Here is a 21368-nt window from a genome sequence, read left to right as displayed (position 1 = left end):
TCTTACACATTTTCTAATAATAATTTAGCACGTGAGACTACATTGTCTACCGTAAATCCGTATTCTTTCATTACTAATTCACCTGGAGCTGAAGCACCGAACTGATCAATGGCAATCACATCTCCTTCATCACCCGTATAACGCTCCCAACCTAAAGAAGCTCCCATTTCAATAGCAAGTCGCTTCTTCACAGATTTCGGAAGGACAGAGCGCTTGTACTCTTCTGTTTGCTGTTCAAATAGTTCCCACGAAGGCATGCTCACAACCGATGCATGAATGCCATCTTGAAGTAGAGCTTGTTGCGCTTCCACAGCTAAGCCAACTTCAGAACCTGTTGCAAGGAGAAGAAGGTCTGGTGTTTCTTTCTCAGAAGCAGAGATGATATACGCTCCTTTTGCCACTCCTTCTTCCGCTGTTTGAGTCGTTCCTTGAATTGTTGGCAAGTTTTGACGAGTAAGCACTAATACAGACGGAGTCACTTTAGATGTAATGGCTAATTTCCAAGCAGCCGCTGTTTCATTTCCATCTGCCGGACGTAATACATTCAAGTTAGGAATGGAACGCAAGGCAGATAATTGTTCAATCGGTTCATGCGTCGGTCCATCTTCTCCTACTGCAATGCTATCGTGAGTGAAGACGTAAGTAACAGGCAGACCCATTAAAGCTGCTAAACGGATCGCTGGACGTAAGTAATCAGAGAAAACAAAGAATGTTCCACCAAACACTTGAAGGCCTCCATGAAGCGCCATTCCATTCATCGCCGCTCCCATCGCAAATTCACGAACACCGAACCAAATATTACGACCTTCATAAGCTGACGCTGAAAAATCTTCAGCATTTTTAATCATCGTTTTATTGGAGCCAGCAAGATCGGCAGACCCACCAATAAATGTTGGAAGGTTGTTAGCAATCGCGTTAATAATCTCACTTGAAGACGAGCGACTAGCAATGCTTTTACCTTCTTCATAAGCAGGAATATCCTTTTCCCATCCTTCAGCTAATTCTCCTTTAATAGCAAGCTCAAGCTGATCACCAAGTTCAGGATATTGTTGTTTATATTGGGCAAATGATTGATTCCACTCGTTTTCTTTCGTTTGTCCTGGTTGAATGATCGCTTCTTCAAAACGAGCATATACTTCATCAGGCACATAGAAATCTTCTTCAAATGTCCATTCGTAAGCTTCTTTCGTTAATTTCCGCTCATCCGCACCTAGTGGGGCACCGTGAACATCCGATTTACCTGATTTATTTGGTGAACCGTAACCGATAACGGTTTTTACTTCAATCATAGTTGGGCGATCTGTATCTTTTTGTGCCGCTTCAATCGCTCTCGCAATCTCCTCCATGTCATTTCCATCTTCTACACGCAAGTATTGCCAGCCGTATGACTCAAAACGGCCCTTTACGCTTTCAGAGAACGATTTATCAAGGTCGCCATCAAGAGAAATATCATTGGAATCATAAAGCACGACTAAACGTCCTAGTTTCAAGTGACCTGCTAGAGATGCCGCCTCCGCTGCAACACCTTCCATTAAATCGCCATCTCCACATAATGTATATGTATAATGATTAATAACCTCGATGTCCTCTTTATTATAAACGGCTGCTAAGTGGCGTTCAGCCATCGCCATTCCTACCGCCATTGCAATTCCTTGTCCAAGAGGTCCTGTCGTTGCTTCTACTCCGTCTGTATGACCGTATTCCGGATGTCCAGGTGTCTTGCTTCCCCATTGACGGAAATTTTTGACTTCTTCCATTGAAAGATCATAACCGGATAAATGAAGCAAGCTGTATAATAACATCGACCCGTGACCAGCTGACAACACAAAGCGATCGCGATTAAACCACTTTGAATTTTTAGGGTTATGATTCAAAAAACGGCTCCAAAGAGTGTATGCCATAGGAGCAGCCCCCATCGGTAAACCAGGGTGACCAGAGTTAGCTTTTTCAATTGCATCAATTGAAAGTGTGCGAATCGTATTTACTGCTAATTGATCTACTTTATCAAACATCACAAACATCCTTTCTTCCACGCATAATAGTCATCCTTAATATTATAGGTCTTTGTCCAAATATACAAGAAGTAGCTGAATTCCTCTTTACTTTTCTTGTATAACCACAAAAAGCTGGGAATCCCAGCCTTAGTGCATTCTTTTTTGGTTTTGTATATCTTTAACTTTCTTAGGTGTCACTTCATTGCCTTCCGGGTCAAAAACCCTAACCGTTTCAACCGTATTTTTCATAGAACTACGAAACGCTTTTAAATATTCTTGGCGTAAATTCATTTGTTCTTGTTTTTCATCATCGGTTAGCCCTTGTGCCTTGGACTTTTTAGACAATTCATTAATTCTAGCGATTTTTTCTGCAGACAGCATGCTATTCCCTCTTTTCCTGACAACTTCGCACACTATTCTACTAAAGAAACAGCTGTCAAACAAGCGAGATGTTACTCATTCATCTCTTGTTGGCTCTCCATATACTCCTTATACCGTCGATGCACAGTCGCTTTTGAAACATCGAAACCAAACCCTCTTAATGTGGCTGCAATCTCACCGAACGTTAGCTGGTTATGGCGCAATTGAACAATCTCTTCTATAGGTATTTCTTTACGATCGCGGCCAGAAAGGTTCCCTCGGTTTTTTAAGTTTTTTTCCGGTTGATATCCATTTTCTACAGCACGCTTCATGCCTCGTTTTATTTTTAAATTATGTATCTTCCTTTGATATTCTTCCACCATACTAACAATATTAATGACCATTGAGTCAGATTCAGATAACTGCAATTCCCCTTCATCGGCGATCGTATATACTTTCGCCCCTTCTTTAAATAAAGAATGCAAAAGAGCAATCTTAGCGTTACCACGCCCAATCCGCGTCTCATCTTGAATAAGTACAACTTCAGCCAGTCCCTCTTTTACACTATCCAATAGTTGTAATACACCTTCTCTATCAAGTTCATAGCCGCTAGCTTGATCCTTGATCACCGCTTCTACTTCATATCCATATGTTGTCGCTAGCTTCAACAATTCCTCTTCTTGTCTTTCAAGCGACGTTTCTTGTGAGTCTTTCTTTGTACTCACTCTGCAATAAATAATTGCTTTCATACATCATTAATCCTTTCTAAAAGCTAATTGATTATCGGAATAGGCCGGATCAGCTGAATTCAGCGGAAGGACCAAAACGTCCCCAACTTGAATCATCGCAGTATTCAGTTGATTTTCAGTTTGAACCCAAAGAATAAAATCCTCTTGCTTCATGCCGTTCATCTTATGATATTTTTCAGCGATCGTCCATAATGAATCTCCCTCTTGTACAACGACCTCTAAATATTGGTTGCTTTCTTCGTCAAGACTAAAAATCAATATAGTACCTGCGACTATCGTAATAACAATAAATAATAACACAATAGAATAATTTTTTATGAAAGTTTGCATTGGAACAACCCCTTAACCGAATATTTGTTCGTAATCTCATTTTTATTTTATTAAGAACATCCGTTTGTGTCAAGTGTATTTTCGAACTTATGTTTGTACCTGATTTTCAAACATGGTATAATAAAGAAAAAAGTCGAATTAAAGAGGTGTAAACGATGACGAAAATTTCGAAAAGGCAACAAGATATTTTAGATTTTATTAGGCAAGAAGTAAGAGCTAAAGGATATCCCCCTTCCGTCAGAGAAATCGGAGAGGCGGTTGGCCTTGCCTCCAGTTCAACTGTGCATGGACATCTTGCACGTCTTGAAGGTAAAGGGTATATTCGCAGAGACCCTACAAAGCCACGAGCCATTGAAGTACTTGAAATTGATGAAGCAGTCCCGAAACAAAATGTAATTAACGTACCGTTAATAGGGAAGGTAACAGCAGGACTTCCAATCACAGCGATTGAAAATGTAGAAGAATACTTTCCTTTGCCTGAAAGACTTGCCTCAGGGGATGAGCATGTGTTTATGCTAGAAATCGTGGGTGATAGCATGATCGAAGCCGGCATCTTAAATGGCGATTATGTAGTTGTTCGCCAACAACAGACAGCGAAAAACGGCGATATCGTTGTCGCTATGACCGAGGAAGATGAAGCGACAGTTAAACGTTTCTTTAAAGAAGAAGATTACATTCGATTACAACCGGAAAACTCTACAATGGCACCGATCATCTTAAAAAAAGTAACCATTCTTGGAAAAGTAATTGGTGTCTTCCGCCAAGTTCATTAGAAACTTAAAGCTTGCTCATGAAAGGCGTCCCTCTTGTGAGCAAGCTTTTTTATTTCTATAACAAATTTAAAAAACTGCATACATATCATTTCCAGTTTGTATGCAACTATGTTACCTTAAATAAGGAGCTAATTTATTCCAAAAGCTTCAACTTAAAGCTTTAACGATTAAAAATGGAAAGGTGAAAAATATGTGTGGTTTTATAGGCTGTGCCTACGATGAAATAAACGTTGTCAATCGATTATCAGATCAGCAATTTAAAAATATGAATGATATTATTTATCATCGAGGTCCAGATGAAGAAGGTTATTATCAAGACGATTATGTTCAGTTTGGCTTTAGACGACTAAGCATTATCGATATCGAGAGCGGTACTCAACCGTTATCTTTTGAAAATGAAAATTATTGGATTATTTTTAATGGTGAAATTTACAATTATGTAGAGCTGAGAGAAGAGTTAGAACAAGAGGGCGTAACGTTTAATACGTCTTCAGATACAGAAACAATTATCGCTTTATATAGTCGCATCAAAGAGAAAACTGTGGACAAACTACGAGGAATGTTCGCCTTCGTTATTTGGGATAAGAAACGTAAGGAGCTTTTCGGCGCACGAGATCCTTTCGGCATCAAGCCCTTTTTCTATAAACAAGACGGAAATCGAACATATTTTGCTTCTGAAAAGAAAAGTATTTTACAGGCGATGTCCGATACCGGGTTAAATAATGATGCCTTACAGCATTATTTAACTTACCAGTATGTACCTGAACCGGAAACGATGGATCGTGATATATACAAATTGGAGCCTGGTCATTATTTCACGAAGAAAATCGGAGAAAAAATGCAGGTTCAACCTTACTGGAAAGCTGCTTTTTCTCCTGTCTTACGCTCTGAAACCGATTATGTAAAAATGGTTCAAGATGTGCTGTTCGATTCTGTTAATGTTCATATGCGAAGCGACGTACCGGTTGGTTCGTTTTTATCAGGAGGTATCGATTCCTCCATTATTGCGGCGATTGCCAAAACGTATCACCCTAATATTAAGACGTTCTCTGTCGGTTTTGAACATAATGGTTTTAGCGAGATCGATGTGGCTAAAGAAACCGCTGAAAAATTAGGACTAGAAAATATTAGTTATGTTATCTCTCCTGAGGAATATATGAAGGAACTTCCTAAAATCATTTGGCATATGGGCGATCCATTGGCTGACCCTGCTTGTGTTCCGCTCTACTTCGTCGCTAGAGAAGCGAGAAAGCACGTCACGGTTGTGTTGTCTGGCGAAGGTGCAGATGAATTATTCGGTGGCTATAACATTTATCGCGAACCTCAATCATTAAAGCTCTTTAACTATGTACCTTCTATGTTTAAAGCGCTTCTTAAGAAAGTATCACAAATGATGCCTGAGGGAATGAAAGGAAAGAGCTTTATTGAACGTGGAGTTACTCCGATGGAAGAGCGCTATATCGGAAACGCCAAAATGTTCGAGGAGCAAGAGAAACAAATTTTACTACCAAACTATCAATCTGGTATGAATTATACGAGCATTACCCAACCATTCTATGACGAAACGATTGGTTATGACGATGTAGATCGCATGCAATATATCGATATCCATACGTGGATGCGCGGTGACATTTTATTAAAGGCTGATCGAATGACGATGGCGCATTCGTTGGAGTTGAGAGTACCTTTTCTAGATAAACGTGTATTTGAAGTGGCTTCCCAAATCCCTACCGAATTGAAAACCGCTAACGGTACAACTAAATATATTTTACGTAAAGCGGCTGAAGGGGTTGTGCCAGACCATGTGTTAAATAGAAAGAAATTAGGGTTCCCTGTTCCAATTAGACATTGGTTAAAAGATGAAATGCATGATTGGGCGGTTCAGATCATTAAGACGAGCGGAACTGATCACCTGATCAATAAGCAATATGTTCTACAATTATTAGATGACCATTGCCAAGGCAAAGGAGATTACAGTCGCAAAATCTGGACGGTTCTCATCTTCATGATTTGGCACGCTGTGTTCGTCGAAAAGCTATATGATCGGCAACTAGTTGGAGCATAAATCGAGTAGGAGGAGGTGACTAACCTCCAACGCTCTCTTGGTGGCTTTTCATGTTTTAACAAAGATATTACAACAAGTAGACCGAGGAACCTCCCCATAGCCAGCAACTTTAGATAAGCATCTGTCCATTCTTTGTAAAAAAAGAAGGACAGATGCTTTCTTTCATGTAAACACACTTTGATAAATTTTATTTTTACGCACGACTAAATAAGCCTCTGTTGAGACTTATCTCCATATTCATCCTGAGTTAACAAGCTGTTAATCTCCCACCTCAACACGGGAGAAAAAGCGCAGACGTGTAGGTAGGAGATCAACAGCCCATAAATGCCGGATTATTTCGGACCTGCACGATACAGGTTACAAAGGCGTTGATTGACGCCTTCTGCCGAAGTATGAACATTTCGTATAAAAGGAATTCATGAACGTGTTCAACTTTCAACACTACATTACAAAATACTTAAGTACACACGTCTCAAAGAATTATGAAATTGACTCAAATCTTAATTTTATCTGTCATAAAATTCAATAATTTCTTTTCGTTACCTTTTAAAAATATTTTTTCATATCCAGAATGATCAACCAATAAAGCTGTATTGCAAATTTTAAATATTAATTCTAAGTCGTGAGTTATAATAATTACTGGACGTTTTTCAGCATATAATTTTATTAACTCAGCGATTTTTTCCATACGTTTAAAATCGAGCCCTGAAGTTGGCTCATCTAATTCAATGACTCTTCGATCGTTTAAAAACGCATTAGCTAAAGCAAGTCTTTGTTTTTGTCCACCAGATAATTCTTGTGGATGTTGCAGACGATTTTCCCATAAATCTATTTTAAAAAGAATCTCTTTAACACGATTTAAAAATTCTGCATCTGATTTTTTTATAGCAGGTATCATTTCATTTTCCACCGTATCAAAAAATATTTGATAGTCTACGTCTTGCATCATATAGTAAGAGTTTTTAAGTCTCTTTCTTTTAGTTTCCCCAAAAGAAATTTGTTCTCTCCCACCTAATAATCCGGTTAAAACTCTTCCTAAAGTACTTTTCCCCACTCCATTAACGCCTATAATAGCCATAATTTCTTCACGATGCAAATCAAAACTAAGGTTTTTAATTAGTTTTAATGAACCGATTTTTATATCCACATTGCGTACTTCTTCAGTTGTTTCTTTTAAATTAATTGTATTTTCAGTTTGTAAATTGTCATAGGTTATAGTTCGCAATCCTAACTCTTTACACTTTGTTTCCGTCAACTCATTTTTTTCAAAGATTTTTTTGATCCCACCTTTTTCCATAAAAATCATTCGATCGTAAAGATCTTTTAAAAAAAACAACCTATGTTCTGCTATAATTAGGGTCTTTCCCATTTCTTTTAATTGTTTGAGCGTCTTCTTAAACTGCATAATGCCTTCGTAGTCTAGGCTAGCTGAAGGTTCATCAAAAAAAATAATATTTGTATCGTAGATAAGTGTAGAAGCTATTGCTACTTTTTGCTTTTGTCCTCCAGATAATTCATTGAGCTTTCTTTTTCTCAAATCTTTTATATCCATCATTTCAAAAGCATTCTCCACTCTAGATACAAGAACTTCATAATCCATTCCTAAGTTTTCTCCAACCAAAGCAACTTCATCTTCTGCTATAGTTGCAAAAAATTGATCTGAAGGGTTTTGAAAGACATTACTTATATATTTGGCAATGTCTCCTTTCTTGTAATTCAACAAATCTTTGCCAAACAATCTAACTTGACCTTCTAATTTTCCTTCATAATGATATGGAATTAAGCCATTCATAATTCTTGTGTAAACGCTAGAATAAAGTTGACAGTTTTCGCTTGATAGGATTTTACACTTTTGCTCTATCAACCTATTACTTTAGTAAAATAGATGTTAACGCTATTTTACTGGAGGTTAGGGTTTTGGAGGAGAAGTTAGTGTTGTATATAAAGATTCATGAACTGCATAGAAGAAAATTTAAAGTAGCACAAATCGCTAAGGAGCTTAAGATCTCAAGACCAACTGTTTATAAATATTTAGAAATGACATTTGATGAGGCAAGAGTTTACACTGAACAACTTTTGGGGAAGAAGAAAAAACTAGATCCCTATAAAGACTGGATACTTGCCTGGCTAGAAGAGTATCCTCACCTGAGTAGTGCTCAAATTCATGATTGGCTTTTGGAGAGATATCCCGACCTATTGGTCGGTGGAAGTACTGTGAGATCTTATGTGAAAGACATTCGTGAATTTTATCAGATTGAGAAAAAGGTTATTGTACGTCAATATGAAGCAGTTCCTGAACAACCAATGGGAAAACAACTTCAAGTAGACTGGGGCGAAACAAAACAGAAGACAATGGACAACAAAGAAATCAAACTGTACTTTATTGCCTTTGTACTCGCTCATTCCAGGCATAAATATATGGAATGGCAGGCACGTCCATTTACCACAAGAGATGCGATTCGATGTCATGAAAATGCATTCCAGTTTTACGGAGGACGAACAGAAGAAATCGTCTATGATCAGGATCATTTAATCACAGTGAGTGAAAATGCAGGACAGCTACTTTTAACAGCTGAGTTTCAAAGTTATGTGAATGAACGAAAATTCAAAATCTACTTGTGCAGAAGAGCCGATCCGGAATCTAAAGGGATGATTGAAAATGTAGTGAAATACATAAAAGGCAATTTCGCAGACAGTCGGGTGTTTAGCAACATAGAAGATTGGAATGATCGAGCATTACAGTGGCTTCAACGTACCGGGAACCATCAGGTTCACCAAACAACGAAAAAAAGACCAGTAGAAGTGTTTCTCCTCGAAAAGCAACACTTACAGCCAGTCCCTTCGTTACTTTCATATGAAAGTAGCAACAAACAAAGTATAACAAGAAGTGTAAGTAAGGACAACACGATTCGTTATAAGTCAAACCGTTATTCCGTCCCACTTGGGACTTATCAAACAATGACTGAAAATCTTGTATGGGTTGAAGTGATAGGCGACGAGCAACAAACACTCGTGATACGAAAAGAAGCAAATGGTAAAATCATTGCCGAACACATTATTAGCTCAGAAAAAGGAAAACTTATTCAAAACCGCCATCATACCCGTGATCGTTCGAAAGGGATTGAAGAACTTAAGCAACGTCTAATCTCTTACTTTGAAGATCCGACACAGGCAGCTGCTTATTTTAATAAGATCAGCCAAAGATACCCGAGGTATCGTCGAGACCAGTTTGCGATCATCCAGAAGGTGATTCAACAGTATCCAGTATTAATTGATACCGTGTTGACTAAATGCATGACAGAGAAACTATACAATGCGAATGATTTTCGTGATATCGCTCACCACCTTGATACATTGCATGATGAAGCGATGAAAGAAGTACAATCTTTTCATAATAATTCGCCAAAACATTCTCATATTAAGGCTTCCACCCGTTCTTTAAATGCGTATACCAGTATTTTAGGAGGTCGGGCATAATGAACAGGACTGTGCATGAATTACAAGATCAATTTCGTCAGTTACGCTTATCAGAGACTGCGGAGGAGCTGCCACAGCTTCTTCGCGAAGCGGAAAAAGCATCGTGGACCTACTTAGAATTCTTAGCATCTATAACACGATATGAATTAGGAAAACGTGAAGCGAAAAGCCTTGAAAAAAGAATGAAATGGGCACGCTTCCCTTTCGTGAAGTCATTAGATGAATTCGAACTGAAAGGTCAAAACGTTCTGACGGCCCGTCAACTTACTCAACTTAGAGAATTAAGTTGGCTAGAGCAACAGTACAATTTAATTCTCCTAGGTCCTCCTGGCATTGGGAAAACGTATATCGCCATTGGACTGGGACTCGAAGCCGTATACAGAGGATTCAATGTTTACTTCGCTACAATGGGCGAGCTTGTGCAGCTTTTAAAGACAGAAGAATATCTGAATAAATCCAAAGTTCAGCTCAAACGGATTAGGAATGCCGATCTCGTGATTATCGATGATTTAATGTATATGGCGATGGATCAGCGAGAAGCAAACTTATTTTTTCATTTGATTAATCATTTATACGAACGAAGTTCGATTATCCTAACTTCAAATAAAAGTCCAGATGAATGGGGTAATTTAATTGGAGATCAAGGAATCACCACAGCTATTTTAGATCGCTTACTTCATCGTGTGGAAGTTATACGTGGTGCGGAAGATGAGGACAGTCATCGGATGAAAAATCGGAAAAGCATTTTTTCAGCAGAAGTGTAAAAAGGAAACGAGCAAAAAGTGTAAAAATCGACTTGACGTCTACATCTTGTCAAAGTTGTTTTTCCGCATCCTGATAATCCTGTTAAAACTATTATTTCCCCTTGTTTTATACTTAAATTAATGTTTTTTAAAATCACGTCACTATCTTCGTATCGAAAGTTGTTAATTTTAACATTTAAAATTTCTTCCATATAACCACCACCAACAAAATAAAAGTAACTCCAATTAATAGAACATCTTTTAATTGAAAATAAATCGGTTTATAACTTGTTTTTTCTCCTTCATACTCAATACCTCTCGATATAATTGAAGAGGTTAAAGTTTCACTAACATGTAAACACTTATAGACGAGGGGAATTAAGTGTAATTCAAAAGTCCTGATAGGATGAAATAGACTGCTCTTTAGTCCTCTTACTTTCATGCCGCTTTTAATTTCTTTCATTCTTAGATTTAATTCTCCTAGATATCTTAAAGCCGTAACAAGAGCAATACTTATAGTGTTTGGAGCTTTGACATACCTTAATGCACTCATGATTTTTAGCGGACTCGTAAGGATAAGAACTCTGCCAATATTAAAAATAGGATATAATTTTAATATTAAGGCAATTAATCCTATAATTGCCCCCGTTGTAATACCTAGGTCCATATATGCGAGTGCTTTAACCAAAAGTAACATGATAATATAAACCACAACTCTTTTTATACACTCTAAGTATGAGAAATAAAAGACTACCAGAAAGCTCATTCCTAAAAGTGCATAGTATACTTTTTCATCTGCAAGAAAAATCAAGAAGGAGATAATTATGATTAAGATGAAAAGAGTTATTGGATTTACCATTCCTTCTTGATCTTTTCTTGTTGAAGTCATTGCAATATCCCTTTTTCTTTTCTTTTATCAAAAAATTTATTATTAATATAAACTCCAAACTGCCCTGCTAACAATTCCAAAATAATATTGGCTATAACAGCTATAGTAATGGCTGTCCCTGTATAAAACTCTACCATACTCAGTGCTTGTTCTGGTGTGATGGACGAAGCGAATTTGGTAATTCCTTCGGTACCAAGCAGTTTAACAAATAGGATTGGATGCATTGCAACTAAAAACATCGCAACAGCAAAAGCTATTGAAACTTTTGAATTCTTTGTATAATCGCCAATAATTAACTCTGCTAATATTCCCGAAACTAAACAAATCGGAATCATTATCCAATAACCCATAGCTGCATATAGAAGACCATATATAATCCAAAACAAAAAAGCCGCGCCTCTTTTTTTAACCCTTTTTGCCATTATGACAAATACTGGTCCTACCACGAACGCTGCAAGTCCCGCTGACACATATAGAGCGATTGATCCCATAGTTCCAGTAAACATAGAAATTACCATTCCTATAGCAAATCCAATAACCGTTAACACTGCAATTTGAACAACATCTTTTAACTTCATTTTCTTCCTCCTACTTATAATTCTTATTTCTAATTATCTTTGATTTCTGAACACCAATCTTATTTTAGAGAATGTTTATACTACAATCATTTTAGAATTCCTCCCTCGCTAAGAGCTGCTTGTAAAACGCTGTATATCCAGCAGGCGCTTGTCCGATAGGAAATGATTTTTGGAGCACACCTCCTCGTTCATCAATCGCACAAGCGTAATGTTTATGCTTGGTAATATCGATCGCGATGACTAATGTATTTTCAGAAGCTGGATTAATTTTTGATTCGTACTAGAATTCATAAGATAGTCCCTTTGTAGATGTATAGGTCAATGAGGTTGACACTCAAGCATCATACGGCTAATTAATATTTACTTCTTATTTCGCGCACTTTCTTGAACACTTTTTCAAATCCACTTATGTATCCACTAACCCCTTCGTACTCACAACCTCCTTATTGATAATCATTTTCATTCAAATTAATAATAAACGAAAATGATTATCATTGTCAACCCAATATTTACCTAAAGAAACAATAGTATTCCATTTCAGAATTTTCCCTCTACGAATATATGCATAAAATTAATACAATTATCCCCATCAACTTGACTATGATAATCATGTTCGCTTACCATCACTAGGGGCTGTCCAATAAGTCCCTAAAATAAAAGAGGTAGAGAAAAACGAATCTTTTTTCTCTACCTCTTTTTATAAGTTTCTTATATGTTTCCGAAAGTAGCTAGCGGATGCCGGCTACTTTCAGGAGGTTGTGGAATCTGTAATTCCACGTGCACCTTGTCGATCCCCCGCAAGGAAAATCTGCGGAACGACCGATTATCCTTGATGTGATCGAACTCACTTTCGGTGAGCTTTTCAATGCCACGAAACGAGTACACCTTTTGGGAATATCCATATAAAACTCACTTTTAACATTATTTTCGGATGGTACGAGCGTCAACCTCCACCTGAATAATAGGCAAACAATTGCTCATCAAAGATCGCTTAGCTTCGAGAGGAATAATACGGTTTAAATGTGGGAGAAAGCGTTCGCTTGGAAACAGAAGTTTCTTCTTTTATCTCTAGAGGAAAATTCATTTGCGTGTTATAACGGTTAGTAGTAATCTTTGGATTGCTCATAAAAAATATCAAATAAAACTTCTAATAAACCAACGAAAACAAGGCTGCCACCAAAAGTCATTTCAATGACTTTTGGGACAACCCTGACTTTTTTAATTAATACATTTGAATATACTGCTCGCGCTCCCAAGGATGTACTTGTGTACGGAACATGTCCCACTCAATCTCTTTCGCTTCGATGAAATGCTCTAAAATGTGGGCACCAAGAGCTGATTGAATCACTTCATCTTTCTTCAGAAGTTGTAGAGCTTCCGCAAGTGTTGACGGTAAGTCTTCTACACCTTCTTGTGCACGCTCTTCTTGGTTCATCGCATAAATGTTACGATCAACCGCTGGAGGTGGTGTCATTTTATTTTTAATACCATCTAAACCAGCCTGTAAAAGAACCGCCATCGCTAAATACGGATTCGCTGCTGGGTCTACGCTACGCACTTCCACACGTGTACTCATACCACGAGAAGCTGGAATACGAATAAGTGGACTACGGTTTTGACCAGACCAAGCGACGTAACAAGGTGCTTCATAACCAGGAACAAGACGCTTATAAGAGTTCACTGTTGGGTTTGTAACTGCTGTAAATCCTTTCGCGTGCTTAATTGTACCCGCAATAAATTGGTACGCCGTTTCACTTAATTGGCGCTCGCCGTTTTCATCAAAGAAGGCATTTTTTCCTTCTGTGAATAAAGACATATTACAGTGCATACCCGAACCACTTACTCCGAATAATGGTTTCGGCATAAATGTCGCGTGCAAGCCATGTTTACGAGCGATCGTCTTAACAACTAGCTTGAACGTTTGAATGTGATCACATGCCGTTACAGCATCTGCATATTTGAAGTCAATTTCATGCTGACCTGGAGCTACTTCATGGTGAGACGCTTCAATTTCAAATCCCATTTCTTCTAATTCTAATACAATATCACGACGGCAGTTTTCACCAAGATCTGTCGGAGCTAAGTCAAAATAACCACCGTTATCATTTAATTCAAGAGTTGGTTCACCATTCGCATCTAGTTTAAACAAGAAAAATTCCGGTTCTGGTCCTAGATTGAAATTAGAAAACCCTAATTCTTTCATCTCATTTAAAATTCTTTTTAGATTATTTCGTGGATCTCCTTCGAATGGAGTTCCATCAGGCTTGTAAATATCACAAATGAGGCGAGCCACTTTTCCTTTTTCTGCCGTCCAAGGGAAGACTACCCATGTATCAAGATCCGGATAAAGATTCATATCAGATTCTTCAATTCGTACAAATCCCTCAATAGAAGATCCGTCAAACATCATTTTATTATCCAGAGCTTTTTCCAACTGACTAACAGGGATTTCCACGTTTTTGATTGTCCCTAAAATGTCTGTGAACTGCAAACGAATAAATTTAACATTTTCTTCTTTTGCCAAGTTCATAATGTCTTCACGAGTATACTTTCCCATAAAAAATAATTCCTCCTCATTTTTAACTACAAGTGTATATCAAAAGATTAATGAAAAAAGCGATTCCTCTCACTATAAGGATGTCCATTTCGATGAAAACGTCCCGCATTAATTAACTCTTTACGCAACAATTTTCTTAGCTCCTCATCTGTGAAATTCTTTTTCTGCTCTTCTCCTTGCTCTTTTGAATCCTGATGTGGTTCAAACTGTTTTTCATCTAGCAGAATTTTCTTTATTCCTGCCATATTAATCCCTTCGTCAATTAAATCTTTAATCTCTAATAAGCGATCAATATCATACAAAGAAAAGAGACGACGATTCCCATCTGTTCGTTCTGGTTGAATCAATTGATGTTCTTCATAATAGCGAATTTGCCTAGCGGACAAATCTGTCAATTTCATCACTGTCCCTATTGGAAAAAGCGGCATCGAACGCCTAATATGACTACTCATCTTGATCCCCCTTTCTCTTTCTGTTGAAAATTATATATGATGTTATATTAGTTGTCAAACAGATGTTAGGTTTTCTTACATGAACTTTTTAAAAAAAGCTAACCTCAAAACACATCTGTTGAGGTTAGCCTACTGATGGACTATATTAAGTTTTTCTCCATTAAATGATCGATCGCACTGCATATAGCTATTTTTACATGAGCGTACGTTAATCCACCTTGTACATAAGCTGCATACGGAGGACGCAATGGCCCATCCGCCGATAATTCAATACTCGCACCTTGTACAAAGGCACCAGCTGCCATAATGACGTCATCTTCATACCCGGGCATGTAGCTCGGATAAGGTGTGACATGAGAATTGATAGGCGAAGCAAATTGAATCGCTTGGCAAAACGCAACCATTTTATCACGATCATGAAACTCTACCGCTTGAATTAAGTCTGTTCTTTTTGCATTCCATTTCGGCATCGTCTTCATCCCGAGCTTTTCAAGCATAGCAGCTGTAAACACTGCCCCTTTTAAGCTTTGTGCCACGATGTGAGGAGCTAAAAAGAAACCTTGATACATTTCCTGCAAACTATACAGACTTGCCCCCGCTTCCGCTCCAATCCCCGGGGAGGTCATGCGATATGAGCAGCTTTCTACCGCTTCTTTTTTCCCCACCAGATAACCGCCTGTTTTCGCTAAGCCGCCGCCTGGATTTTTAATTAAAGAACCTGCGATTAAGTCGGCGCCGACATGACAAGGCTCACGATCCTCGGTGAATTCACCGTAACAGTTATCGACAAACACGATGATTTCCGGGTTTATTTCTTTCACAAAACGAATCATCTCTGCTATTTCATCGATCGTAAAGGAAGGACGAACGGCATACCCTTTCGAACGCTGAATGCCGATCATTTTTGTATTTGGTTGGATGGCCGCTTTAATCGCGTCATAATTCGGGTAGCCATCATCTAATAGCGGTACACTGTTATAACTGATGCCAAATTCTTTCAACGAGCCATTTCCATTCCCGCGAATGCCGACAATTTCCTCAAGTGTGTCATATGGATTTCCCGTAATATAAAGCAGTTCATCTCCGGGTCTTAATACACCGAACAACGCAATTGAAATTGCATGAGTACCCGAAATGATTTGTGGTCTAACAAGAGCACTTTCCCCACCAAACACTTCCGCATAGATGTTTTCAAGCGTATCTCTACCTGTGTCATCATACCCATAGCCTGTAGAAGGCGTGAAATGAAAGTCGCTCACTTGGTGATTTTGAAAGCTTCGTAGCACACGGAACTGATTGCTTTCCGCCTGCTGTTCAATGGCGTAATGAACCTCACGAACTTGACGTTCTACCTCCTCTACCATTGGTTGTATTTGCTGTCCATGCTTTAATAAGTCAAACATAATACTCTCCCTTAATTGTGTAATGTGTATTGACGGATCTCTCCAAAAATCGGATGATCAACAAACGAATAACCTTTTACTACGTATTTTTGGTCCTCTTCCTCAAAGCTTGTCTCCTCTAACACGGTCTCCGTTTTTAACTGAGCCAACAGCTTTCCTTCATAAGAAGGGATGCGAGCGTAGTACATACTCATTTGCTGTTTGACCACTTCTTCTATTTGCTTCTTCAATTCCTCTTGATCTTGAAGGCTTAAAGCACTGATCAATAAATGCTTCGCGTGCGAAGAAGGGACAAATTCTGGATGAACCATATCCTTTTTGTTATATACCGTTAATTCCGGCAAATGATCCATCTCTAATTGTTTCAACAACTCTCTTACTGTTGTTTGATGTTGTGTATAGTCAGGGTTAGAACTATCAACGACATGAAGAAGCAAATCCGCTTCTCTTACTTCCTCTAAAGTTGAACGAAACGCCGCCACTAAAGTCGTCGGCAAATCTTGAATAAACCCGACCGTATCCGTTAATATCACTTGATAGCCACTCGGTAAAATAAACTTCCTCGTCATCGGATCAAGCGTAGCAAACAATTGATTTTCCTCTAAAGAATCAGCGGCAGTTAATCGATTAAACAGCGTCGATTTACCCGCATTTGTGTATCCTACTAGAGCGATTTGAAACGTTTTGTTTTTCTTGCGACGACCTCGATATCGTTCTCGATGCTCAACGATAATCTTTAACTGTCGTTTAATTTCATCAATCCGTCTTCGAATATGCCGACGATCGGTTTCCAATTTTGTTTCACCAGGACCCCTTGTCCCAATCCCTCCACCTAAGCGCGAAAGTGCAATCCCTTGACCTACAAGCCTCGGAAGCAAATATTGAAGTTGAGCTAATTCCACTTGTAGCTTCCCTTCTTTTGAACGGGCTCGTCTCGCAAAAATATCGAGAATTAATTGTGTCCGGTCGATAACGCGCGCATCTAATTGGGCAGATAAATTCCGAATTTGGCTAGGAGATAATTCGTCATTAAAAATAATTAAGTCCGGCTCAAACTCCTCTTCTAATCGATGAAGCTCCTCCACCTTGCCTTTTCCTATATATGTACTCGGGTGAATCCGCTCTCTTTTTTGTGTCAATGTAGCAACCGGTTTCCCTTGAGCTGTTCCTGTCAGCGACTCTAATTCATCCATGGAGTAAAAAAAATGAATGTCATCGCTATTATTTAGCTGACAGCCGACAAGGATCACTTTTTCTAGTTCATTTTTTTTCAATGATTTTCCTACTTTCATCAAATGTTCTATCCTTCATCTTAACAAAAATACCATCAAAAAACTATGCAGAGAAAAAGAAAAGCCGTTTGATAAGAACTAGCATTTAATCCATATTCATAATATAATGAATTATTAGTAAAATCACTTCCGTGTAAAGGAGCTAGACAATGGGGATGACATGGGATGTTTTCACTATTATCGGTACGATTGCGTTTGCTATTTCGGGAGCGATTGTAGCGATGGAAGAGAAATATGATTTATTTGGGGTATATATACTAGGGATGATCACCGCTTTTGGCGGAGGAGCTATTCGTAATTTATTAATTGACATACCTGTATCCGCTCTCTGGGAGCAAGGAGACTTTTTTCAAGTCGCTTTATTATCCATTACAGCTGTGATCTTATTTCCTAACAATTTATTAAAACATTGGCATATTTGGGGTAATTTCTTTGATGCAATTGGCTTATCTGCTTTTGCCATTCAAGGGGCTTTATACGCAGCTAATATGTCTCATCCGCTAAGTGCCGTTATTGTTGCGGCGGTGTTAACTGGAAGTGGAGGCGGGCTCGTCCGTGACATATTAGCAAGACGAAATCCAGCGCTATTACATAATGAAATATATGGTGTATGGGCTGCTTTAGCTGGTGTTTTCATCGGATTAAACGTGACAAATTCTCCAGCTAGCTTAATTACATTGTTTATTTTCATCACTTGTCTGCGCGTAGCGTCTTATAAGTTTCAATGGAAGCTGCCCACAAGAGCTATTCGCCAGTAAAAAAAAGAGGGGAATCCCCTCTTTTTTTTACTGTTTACATTTATTTTTAGTAGGCATTTAATATAACATCACTAGCCACGGATATTTCTGCTTCTGTACAGTTTAAAATATCCTCAACTGAGTAACCGCTAGCCACTTCGACTAACTTCAAATGCGATCCTTCTACGTCCATAACGGCACGGTCGGTAATGATGCGTTGAACGACACCTTTTCCGGTAAGCGGAAGTGTACATTTTTTAAGGATTTTAGATTCCCCATGCTTATTGACATGATCCATAATGACAATAATCTTCCTTGCACCATGAACAAGATCCATCGCACCACCCATTCCTTTGACCATTTTGCCCGGAATCATCCAGTTAGCTAGATCGCCAGTTTGAGAGACTTCCATCCCACCAAGAATGGCTACATCAATATGTCCGCCACGAATCATCGCAAAGGATTCAGCACTATCAAAAAATGATGACCCTGGTATCGCCGTTACTGTTTCTTTACCGGCGTTAATTAAATCGGGATCTATCTGTCCTTCTTCAGGATAAGGGCCAATACCCAGCAGACCATTTTCTGATTGCAAAACGACTTGTTTATCATCAGAAATATAGTTAGCGACAAGAGTTGGTATCCCGATCCCTAAATTTACATAGTTGCCATCTTCAATTTCTTTTTCGGCACGCCTTGCAATTTTTTCTCTACTGTTCATGTTTGCCCCTCCTTACGTACGAACGGTTCTTTTTTCAATTCGTTTTTCTTGCTCTCCTTGAATAAGCGCTTGGACATAAACACCAGGAGTATGAATCGAATCAGGATCTAGATCACCTGTTTCCACAATTCCCTCCACTTCCGCAATCGTCACCTTACCAGCTGCGGCAATCATCGGATTAAAGTTACGAGCTGTTTTATTATAAATAAGGTTTCCCATGCGATCAGCTTTATAAGCGCGGACTAAGCTTACATCCGCCACTAAAGCTTCTTCTAGTAAATATTCTTTTCCATTAAACTCGCGCACTTCTTTCCCTTCAGCGATCGGTGTTCCAACACCAGCTGGAGTGAAAAATGCTGGAATGCCCGCTCCACCGGCACGTATTTTTTCCGCTAAAGTTCCTTGCGGTGTTAATACGACTTCAATTTCACCTGCAAGCATTTGCCGTTCAAACTCTTTATTTTCTCCAACGTAGGAGCCGATGATTTTCTTAATCTGCTTATTTCTTAACAGCAGTCCAAGCCCCCAATCATCAACACCACAGTTATTAGAAATTACCGTTAAATCCTTGGCTCCTGAACGAGCAAGAGCTTGAATTAAGTGTTCAGGAATGCCGCATAATCCAAAACCACCAACCATTAACGTCATTCCATCTTTAATTTCAGAAACCGCTTCATTCGCATCTGTGTAGATTTTCTTCACGCCTTATCCCCCCTTTTCTTATACTGGGTTGACCCCATGCTTGCGATCAGTAAAGTTTAAATATTTCGACATGTAAGCTTCTAATCTAACAGATAGCTCATCTCGAAGCTGATTCGGTTCGACGATATCATCAATGATCAATTCTGATGCCAAATGATAAATATCAATGTCTTTTCTATACTCTTCACGTTTTTCATTAATAAAGGCCGCACGTTCTTCTTCCGGAAGAGCCGCAATCTTATTCGCATATACGGCGTTCACCGCTGCCTCTGGACCCATGACGGCAATTTGTGCAGTCGGCAACGCAATACAGCAATCCGGCTCAAAGGCTGGACCCGCCATTGCGTAAAGTCCGGCACCGTATGCTTTTCTAACAACAACGGTCATTTTAGGCACTGTTGCTTCACTCATCGCAAAGATCATTTTTGCTCCGTGACGGATGATCCCCGCTTTTTCCACATTCGTACCGATCATAAATCCTGGGACGTCGGCAAGGAACAATAATGGAATATGGAAAGCATCACATAAACTAATAAATTTAGCTGCTTTATCGGCAGAATCATGGAATAATACGCCACCTTTTACACGTGGTTGATTGGCAATAATGCCGACCGGCTGACCATTGATTCGGCCTAATCCTGTAATCAGTTCGGACGCAAATAATTTCTTGATTTCACAAAAACTATCTTCATCAATTAAGCGATCAATCAGCTGATACATATCGAAAGGCGCATTTTGATTTTTGGGAATAAGCTCTTCAATGGTCTTTTCAAAAGCCGCGGGAGCTTTCGGTGAAGCCGGAACTGGCTTTTGTGTATAATTTTCTGGGAAATAAGCTAAATATTTACGAGCATACTCAATCGCTTCTTCTTCTGTTTTGGCTAATACGTCTCCACAGCCAGAAACCGAACAATGCATTTTTGCACCGCCCATTTGTTCAAGTGTAACCTTTTCTCCGATGACCATTTCAGCCATCCGTGGAGACCCTAAGTACATTGACGCATTTCCTTCCACCATAACAACGATATCACAAAAGGCCGGGATATAAGCGCCTCCAGCGGCGGATGGACCGAACAATAAACAGACTTGAGGAACTTTTCCAGACATTTTCACTTGATTATAAAAGATTCGGCCTGCTCCTCGTCTTCCTGGGAACATTTCAATTTGATCAGTAATACGCGCACCCGCTGAATCGACAAGATACAGCATTGGGCAACGAAGCTTTTCAGCTGTCTCTTGAATACGAATGATCTTTTCTACTGTACGCTTGCCCCATGATCCCGCTTTCACGGTTGAATCATTAGCCATGACGCAAACGGTACGACCGTTGATCTTACCGATACCTGTTACTACACCATCTGCTGGCAAGTCGCCGGCCATGACATTGGCAAACATGCCATCTTCTACTTGCAGATCATCATCAAACAATAACCGAAGACGATCACGAACAAATAATTTGCCTTGCTCTTTATTTTTCTCATGGTATTTCTCTAATCCACCTTTTAAGACGGATTCTTTTCTTTCCTCATAAGGTGTTTTCATTTCT

General features: G+C 38.9%; 20 protein-coding genes. 5 read left to right on the top strand and 15 right to left on the bottom strand.

Features of this window, described 5'->3' with window-relative positions; genetic code table 11:
- Positions 1–2 precede the first annotated feature (2 nt).
- The 4 genes from tkt to yneA all read right to left on the bottom strand — a co-directional run bounded on the left by tkt (position 3) and on the right by yneA (position 3433).
- Entirely contained in the window at positions 3–2012 is a 2010-nt protein-coding gene (gene tkt, locus ACSVDJ_RS07575) for a transketolase (protein WP_439170895.1), read from the bottom strand.
- A 129-nt stretch (positions 2013–2141) separates the two neighbouring features.
- The gene (locus tag ACSVDJ_RS07570) at positions 2142–2375 is read right to left on the bottom strand and encodes a DUF896 domain-containing protein (RefSeq protein WP_439170893.1); all 234 of its coding nucleotides are present in this window, start codon (positions 2373–2375) and stop codon (positions 2142–2144) included.
- A gap of 71 nt (positions 2376–2446) precedes the next feature.
- Entirely contained in the window at positions 2447–3103 is a 657-nt protein-coding gene (locus ACSVDJ_RS07565; RefSeq protein ID WP_439170891.1) for a YneB family resolvase-like protein, read from the bottom strand.
- Positions 3104–3109: 6 nt separating this feature from the next.
- Complete coding sequence (yneA, locus tag ACSVDJ_RS07560; RefSeq protein WP_439170890.1) at positions 3110–3433, bottom strand: cell division suppressor protein YneA; 324 nt, start codon at positions 3431–3433, stop codon at positions 3110–3112.
- A 155-nt stretch (positions 3434–3588) separates the two neighbouring features.
- Between yneA and lexA the strand changes: the two genes are divergently transcribed.
- Together lexA and asnB are read left to right on the top strand one after the other, a co-directional pair.
- Positions 3589–4206 (top strand): transcriptional repressor LexA, encoded by a 618-nt coding sequence (gene lexA, locus ACSVDJ_RS07555; protein ID WP_439170889.1) that lies wholly within the window; start codon positions 3589–3591, stop codon positions 4204–4206.
- Positions 4207–4396: 190 nt separating this feature from the next.
- Positions 4397–6271 (top strand): asparagine synthase (glutamine-hydrolyzing), encoded by a 1875-nt coding sequence (gene asnB, locus ACSVDJ_RS07550; RefSeq protein WP_439170887.1) that lies wholly within the window; start codon positions 4397–4399, stop codon positions 6269–6271.
- 493 nt (positions 6272–6764) lie between these two features.
- Here the strand turns inward: asnB and ACSVDJ_RS07545 are convergent, their stop codons facing one another.
- Positions 6765–8063, bottom strand: a complete 1299-nt coding sequence (locus ACSVDJ_RS07545; RefSeq protein WP_518620371.1) for an ATP-binding cassette domain-containing protein — start codon at positions 8061–8063, stop codon at positions 6765–6767.
- Between the two features lie 140 nt (positions 8064–8203).
- Between ACSVDJ_RS07545 and istA the strand changes: the two genes are divergently transcribed.
- Both istA and istB read left to right on the top strand, forming a co-directional pair.
- Positions 8204–9748 (top strand): IS21 family transposase, encoded by a 1545-nt coding sequence (istA, locus tag ACSVDJ_RS07540; protein ID WP_439171296.1) that lies wholly within the window; start codon positions 8204–8206, stop codon positions 9746–9748.
- Entirely contained in the window at positions 9748–10512 is a 765-nt protein-coding gene (gene istB, locus ACSVDJ_RS07535; RefSeq protein ID WP_439171295.1) for an IS21-like element IS643 family helper ATPase IstB, read from the top strand. The genes istA and istB overlap by 1 nt, the downstream gene beginning before the upstream one ends.
- Here the strand turns inward: istB and ACSVDJ_RS07530 are convergent.
- The 7 genes from ACSVDJ_RS07530 to hflX all read right to left on the bottom strand — a co-directional run bounded on the left by ACSVDJ_RS07530 (position 10467) and on the right by hflX (position 17662).
- Positions 10467–10703, bottom strand: a complete 237-nt coding sequence (locus ACSVDJ_RS07530; protein ID WP_439169114.1) for an ATP-binding cassette domain-containing protein — start codon at positions 10701–10703, stop codon at positions 10467–10469. The genes istB and ACSVDJ_RS07530 overlap by 46 nt on opposite strands.
- Complete coding sequence (locus tag ACSVDJ_RS07525; protein ID WP_439169116.1) at positions 10688–11380, bottom strand: energy-coupling factor transporter transmembrane component T family protein; 693 nt, start codon at positions 11378–11380, stop codon at positions 10688–10690. The genes ACSVDJ_RS07530 and ACSVDJ_RS07525 overlap by 16 nt, the downstream gene beginning before the upstream one ends.
- Positions 11377–11958: an MptD family putative ECF transporter S component gene (locus tag ACSVDJ_RS07520; RefSeq protein WP_439169117.1), complete on the bottom strand. Its 582-nt coding sequence runs from the start codon at positions 11956–11958 to the stop codon at positions 11377–11379. Before ACSVDJ_RS07520 ends, ACSVDJ_RS07525 begins: the two co-directional genes overlap by 4 nt.
- 1222 nt (positions 11959–13180) lie before the next feature.
- Complete coding sequence (gene glnA / locus ACSVDJ_RS07515; protein ID WP_094835534.1) at positions 13181–14515, bottom strand: type I glutamate--ammonia ligase; 1335 nt, start codon at positions 14513–14515, stop codon at positions 13181–13183.
- 47 nt (positions 14516–14562) lie between these two features.
- A complete protein-coding gene (locus tag ACSVDJ_RS07510; protein ID WP_439169119.1) occupies positions 14563–14967 on the bottom strand; it encodes a MerR family transcriptional regulator in 405 nt (134 codons plus the stop codon).
- A 140-nt stretch (positions 14968–15107) separates the two neighbouring features.
- Complete coding sequence (locus tag ACSVDJ_RS07505; protein WP_439169120.1) at positions 15108–16370, bottom strand: methionine gamma-lyase family protein; 1263 nt, start codon at positions 16368–16370, stop codon at positions 15108–15110.
- An 11-nt stretch (positions 16371–16381) separates the two neighbouring features.
- The gene (gene hflX / locus ACSVDJ_RS07500; RefSeq protein ID WP_439169122.1) at positions 16382–17662 is read right to left on the bottom strand and encodes a GTPase HflX; all 1281 of its coding nucleotides are present in this window, start codon (positions 17660–17662) and stop codon (positions 16382–16384) included.
- A gap of 155 nt (positions 17663–17817) precedes the next feature.
- Here hflX and ACSVDJ_RS07495 point away from each other — a divergent pair, with 155 nt between their 5' ends.
- Positions 17818–18420 carry a trimeric intracellular cation channel family protein gene (locus ACSVDJ_RS07495; RefSeq protein ID WP_439169309.1) on the top strand — a complete coding sequence of 201 codons (603 nt, stop codon included), beginning with the start codon at positions 17818–17820 and terminating at the stop codon, positions 18418–18420.
- Between the two features lie 46 nt (positions 18421–18466).
- Here ACSVDJ_RS07495 and ACSVDJ_RS07490 read toward each other — a convergent pair whose 3' ends face one another.
- From ACSVDJ_RS07490 to ACSVDJ_RS07480, 3 genes are read right to left on the bottom strand one after another with little or no spacing between them, the layout of a single operon-like run.
- Positions 18467–19120, bottom strand: coding sequence for a CoA transferase subunit B (locus ACSVDJ_RS07490; RefSeq protein WP_439169123.1), 654 nt, complete (start codon positions 19118–19120; stop codon positions 18467–18469).
- A gap of 12 nt (positions 19121–19132) precedes the next feature.
- Positions 19133–19822 carry a CoA transferase subunit A gene (locus ACSVDJ_RS07485; protein ID WP_439169124.1) on the bottom strand — a complete coding sequence of 230 codons (690 nt, stop codon included), beginning with the start codon at positions 19820–19822 and terminating at the stop codon, positions 19133–19135.
- An 18-nt stretch (positions 19823–19840) separates the two neighbouring features.
- On the bottom strand, positions 19841–21364 hold the full coding sequence (locus ACSVDJ_RS07480; RefSeq protein ID WP_439169310.1) for an acyl-CoA carboxylase subunit beta: 1524 nt from the start codon (positions 21362–21364) through the stop codon (positions 19841–19843).
- Positions 21365–21368: the final 4 nt, after the last annotated feature.

The sequence above is a fragment of the Bacillus sp. Hm123 genome (genome assembly GCF_051842975.2).
Lineage (GTDB): Bacteria > Bacillota > Bacilli > Bacillales > Domibacillaceae > Bacillus_CE.
This window is presented reverse-complemented; position numbering and strand designations above follow the sequence as displayed.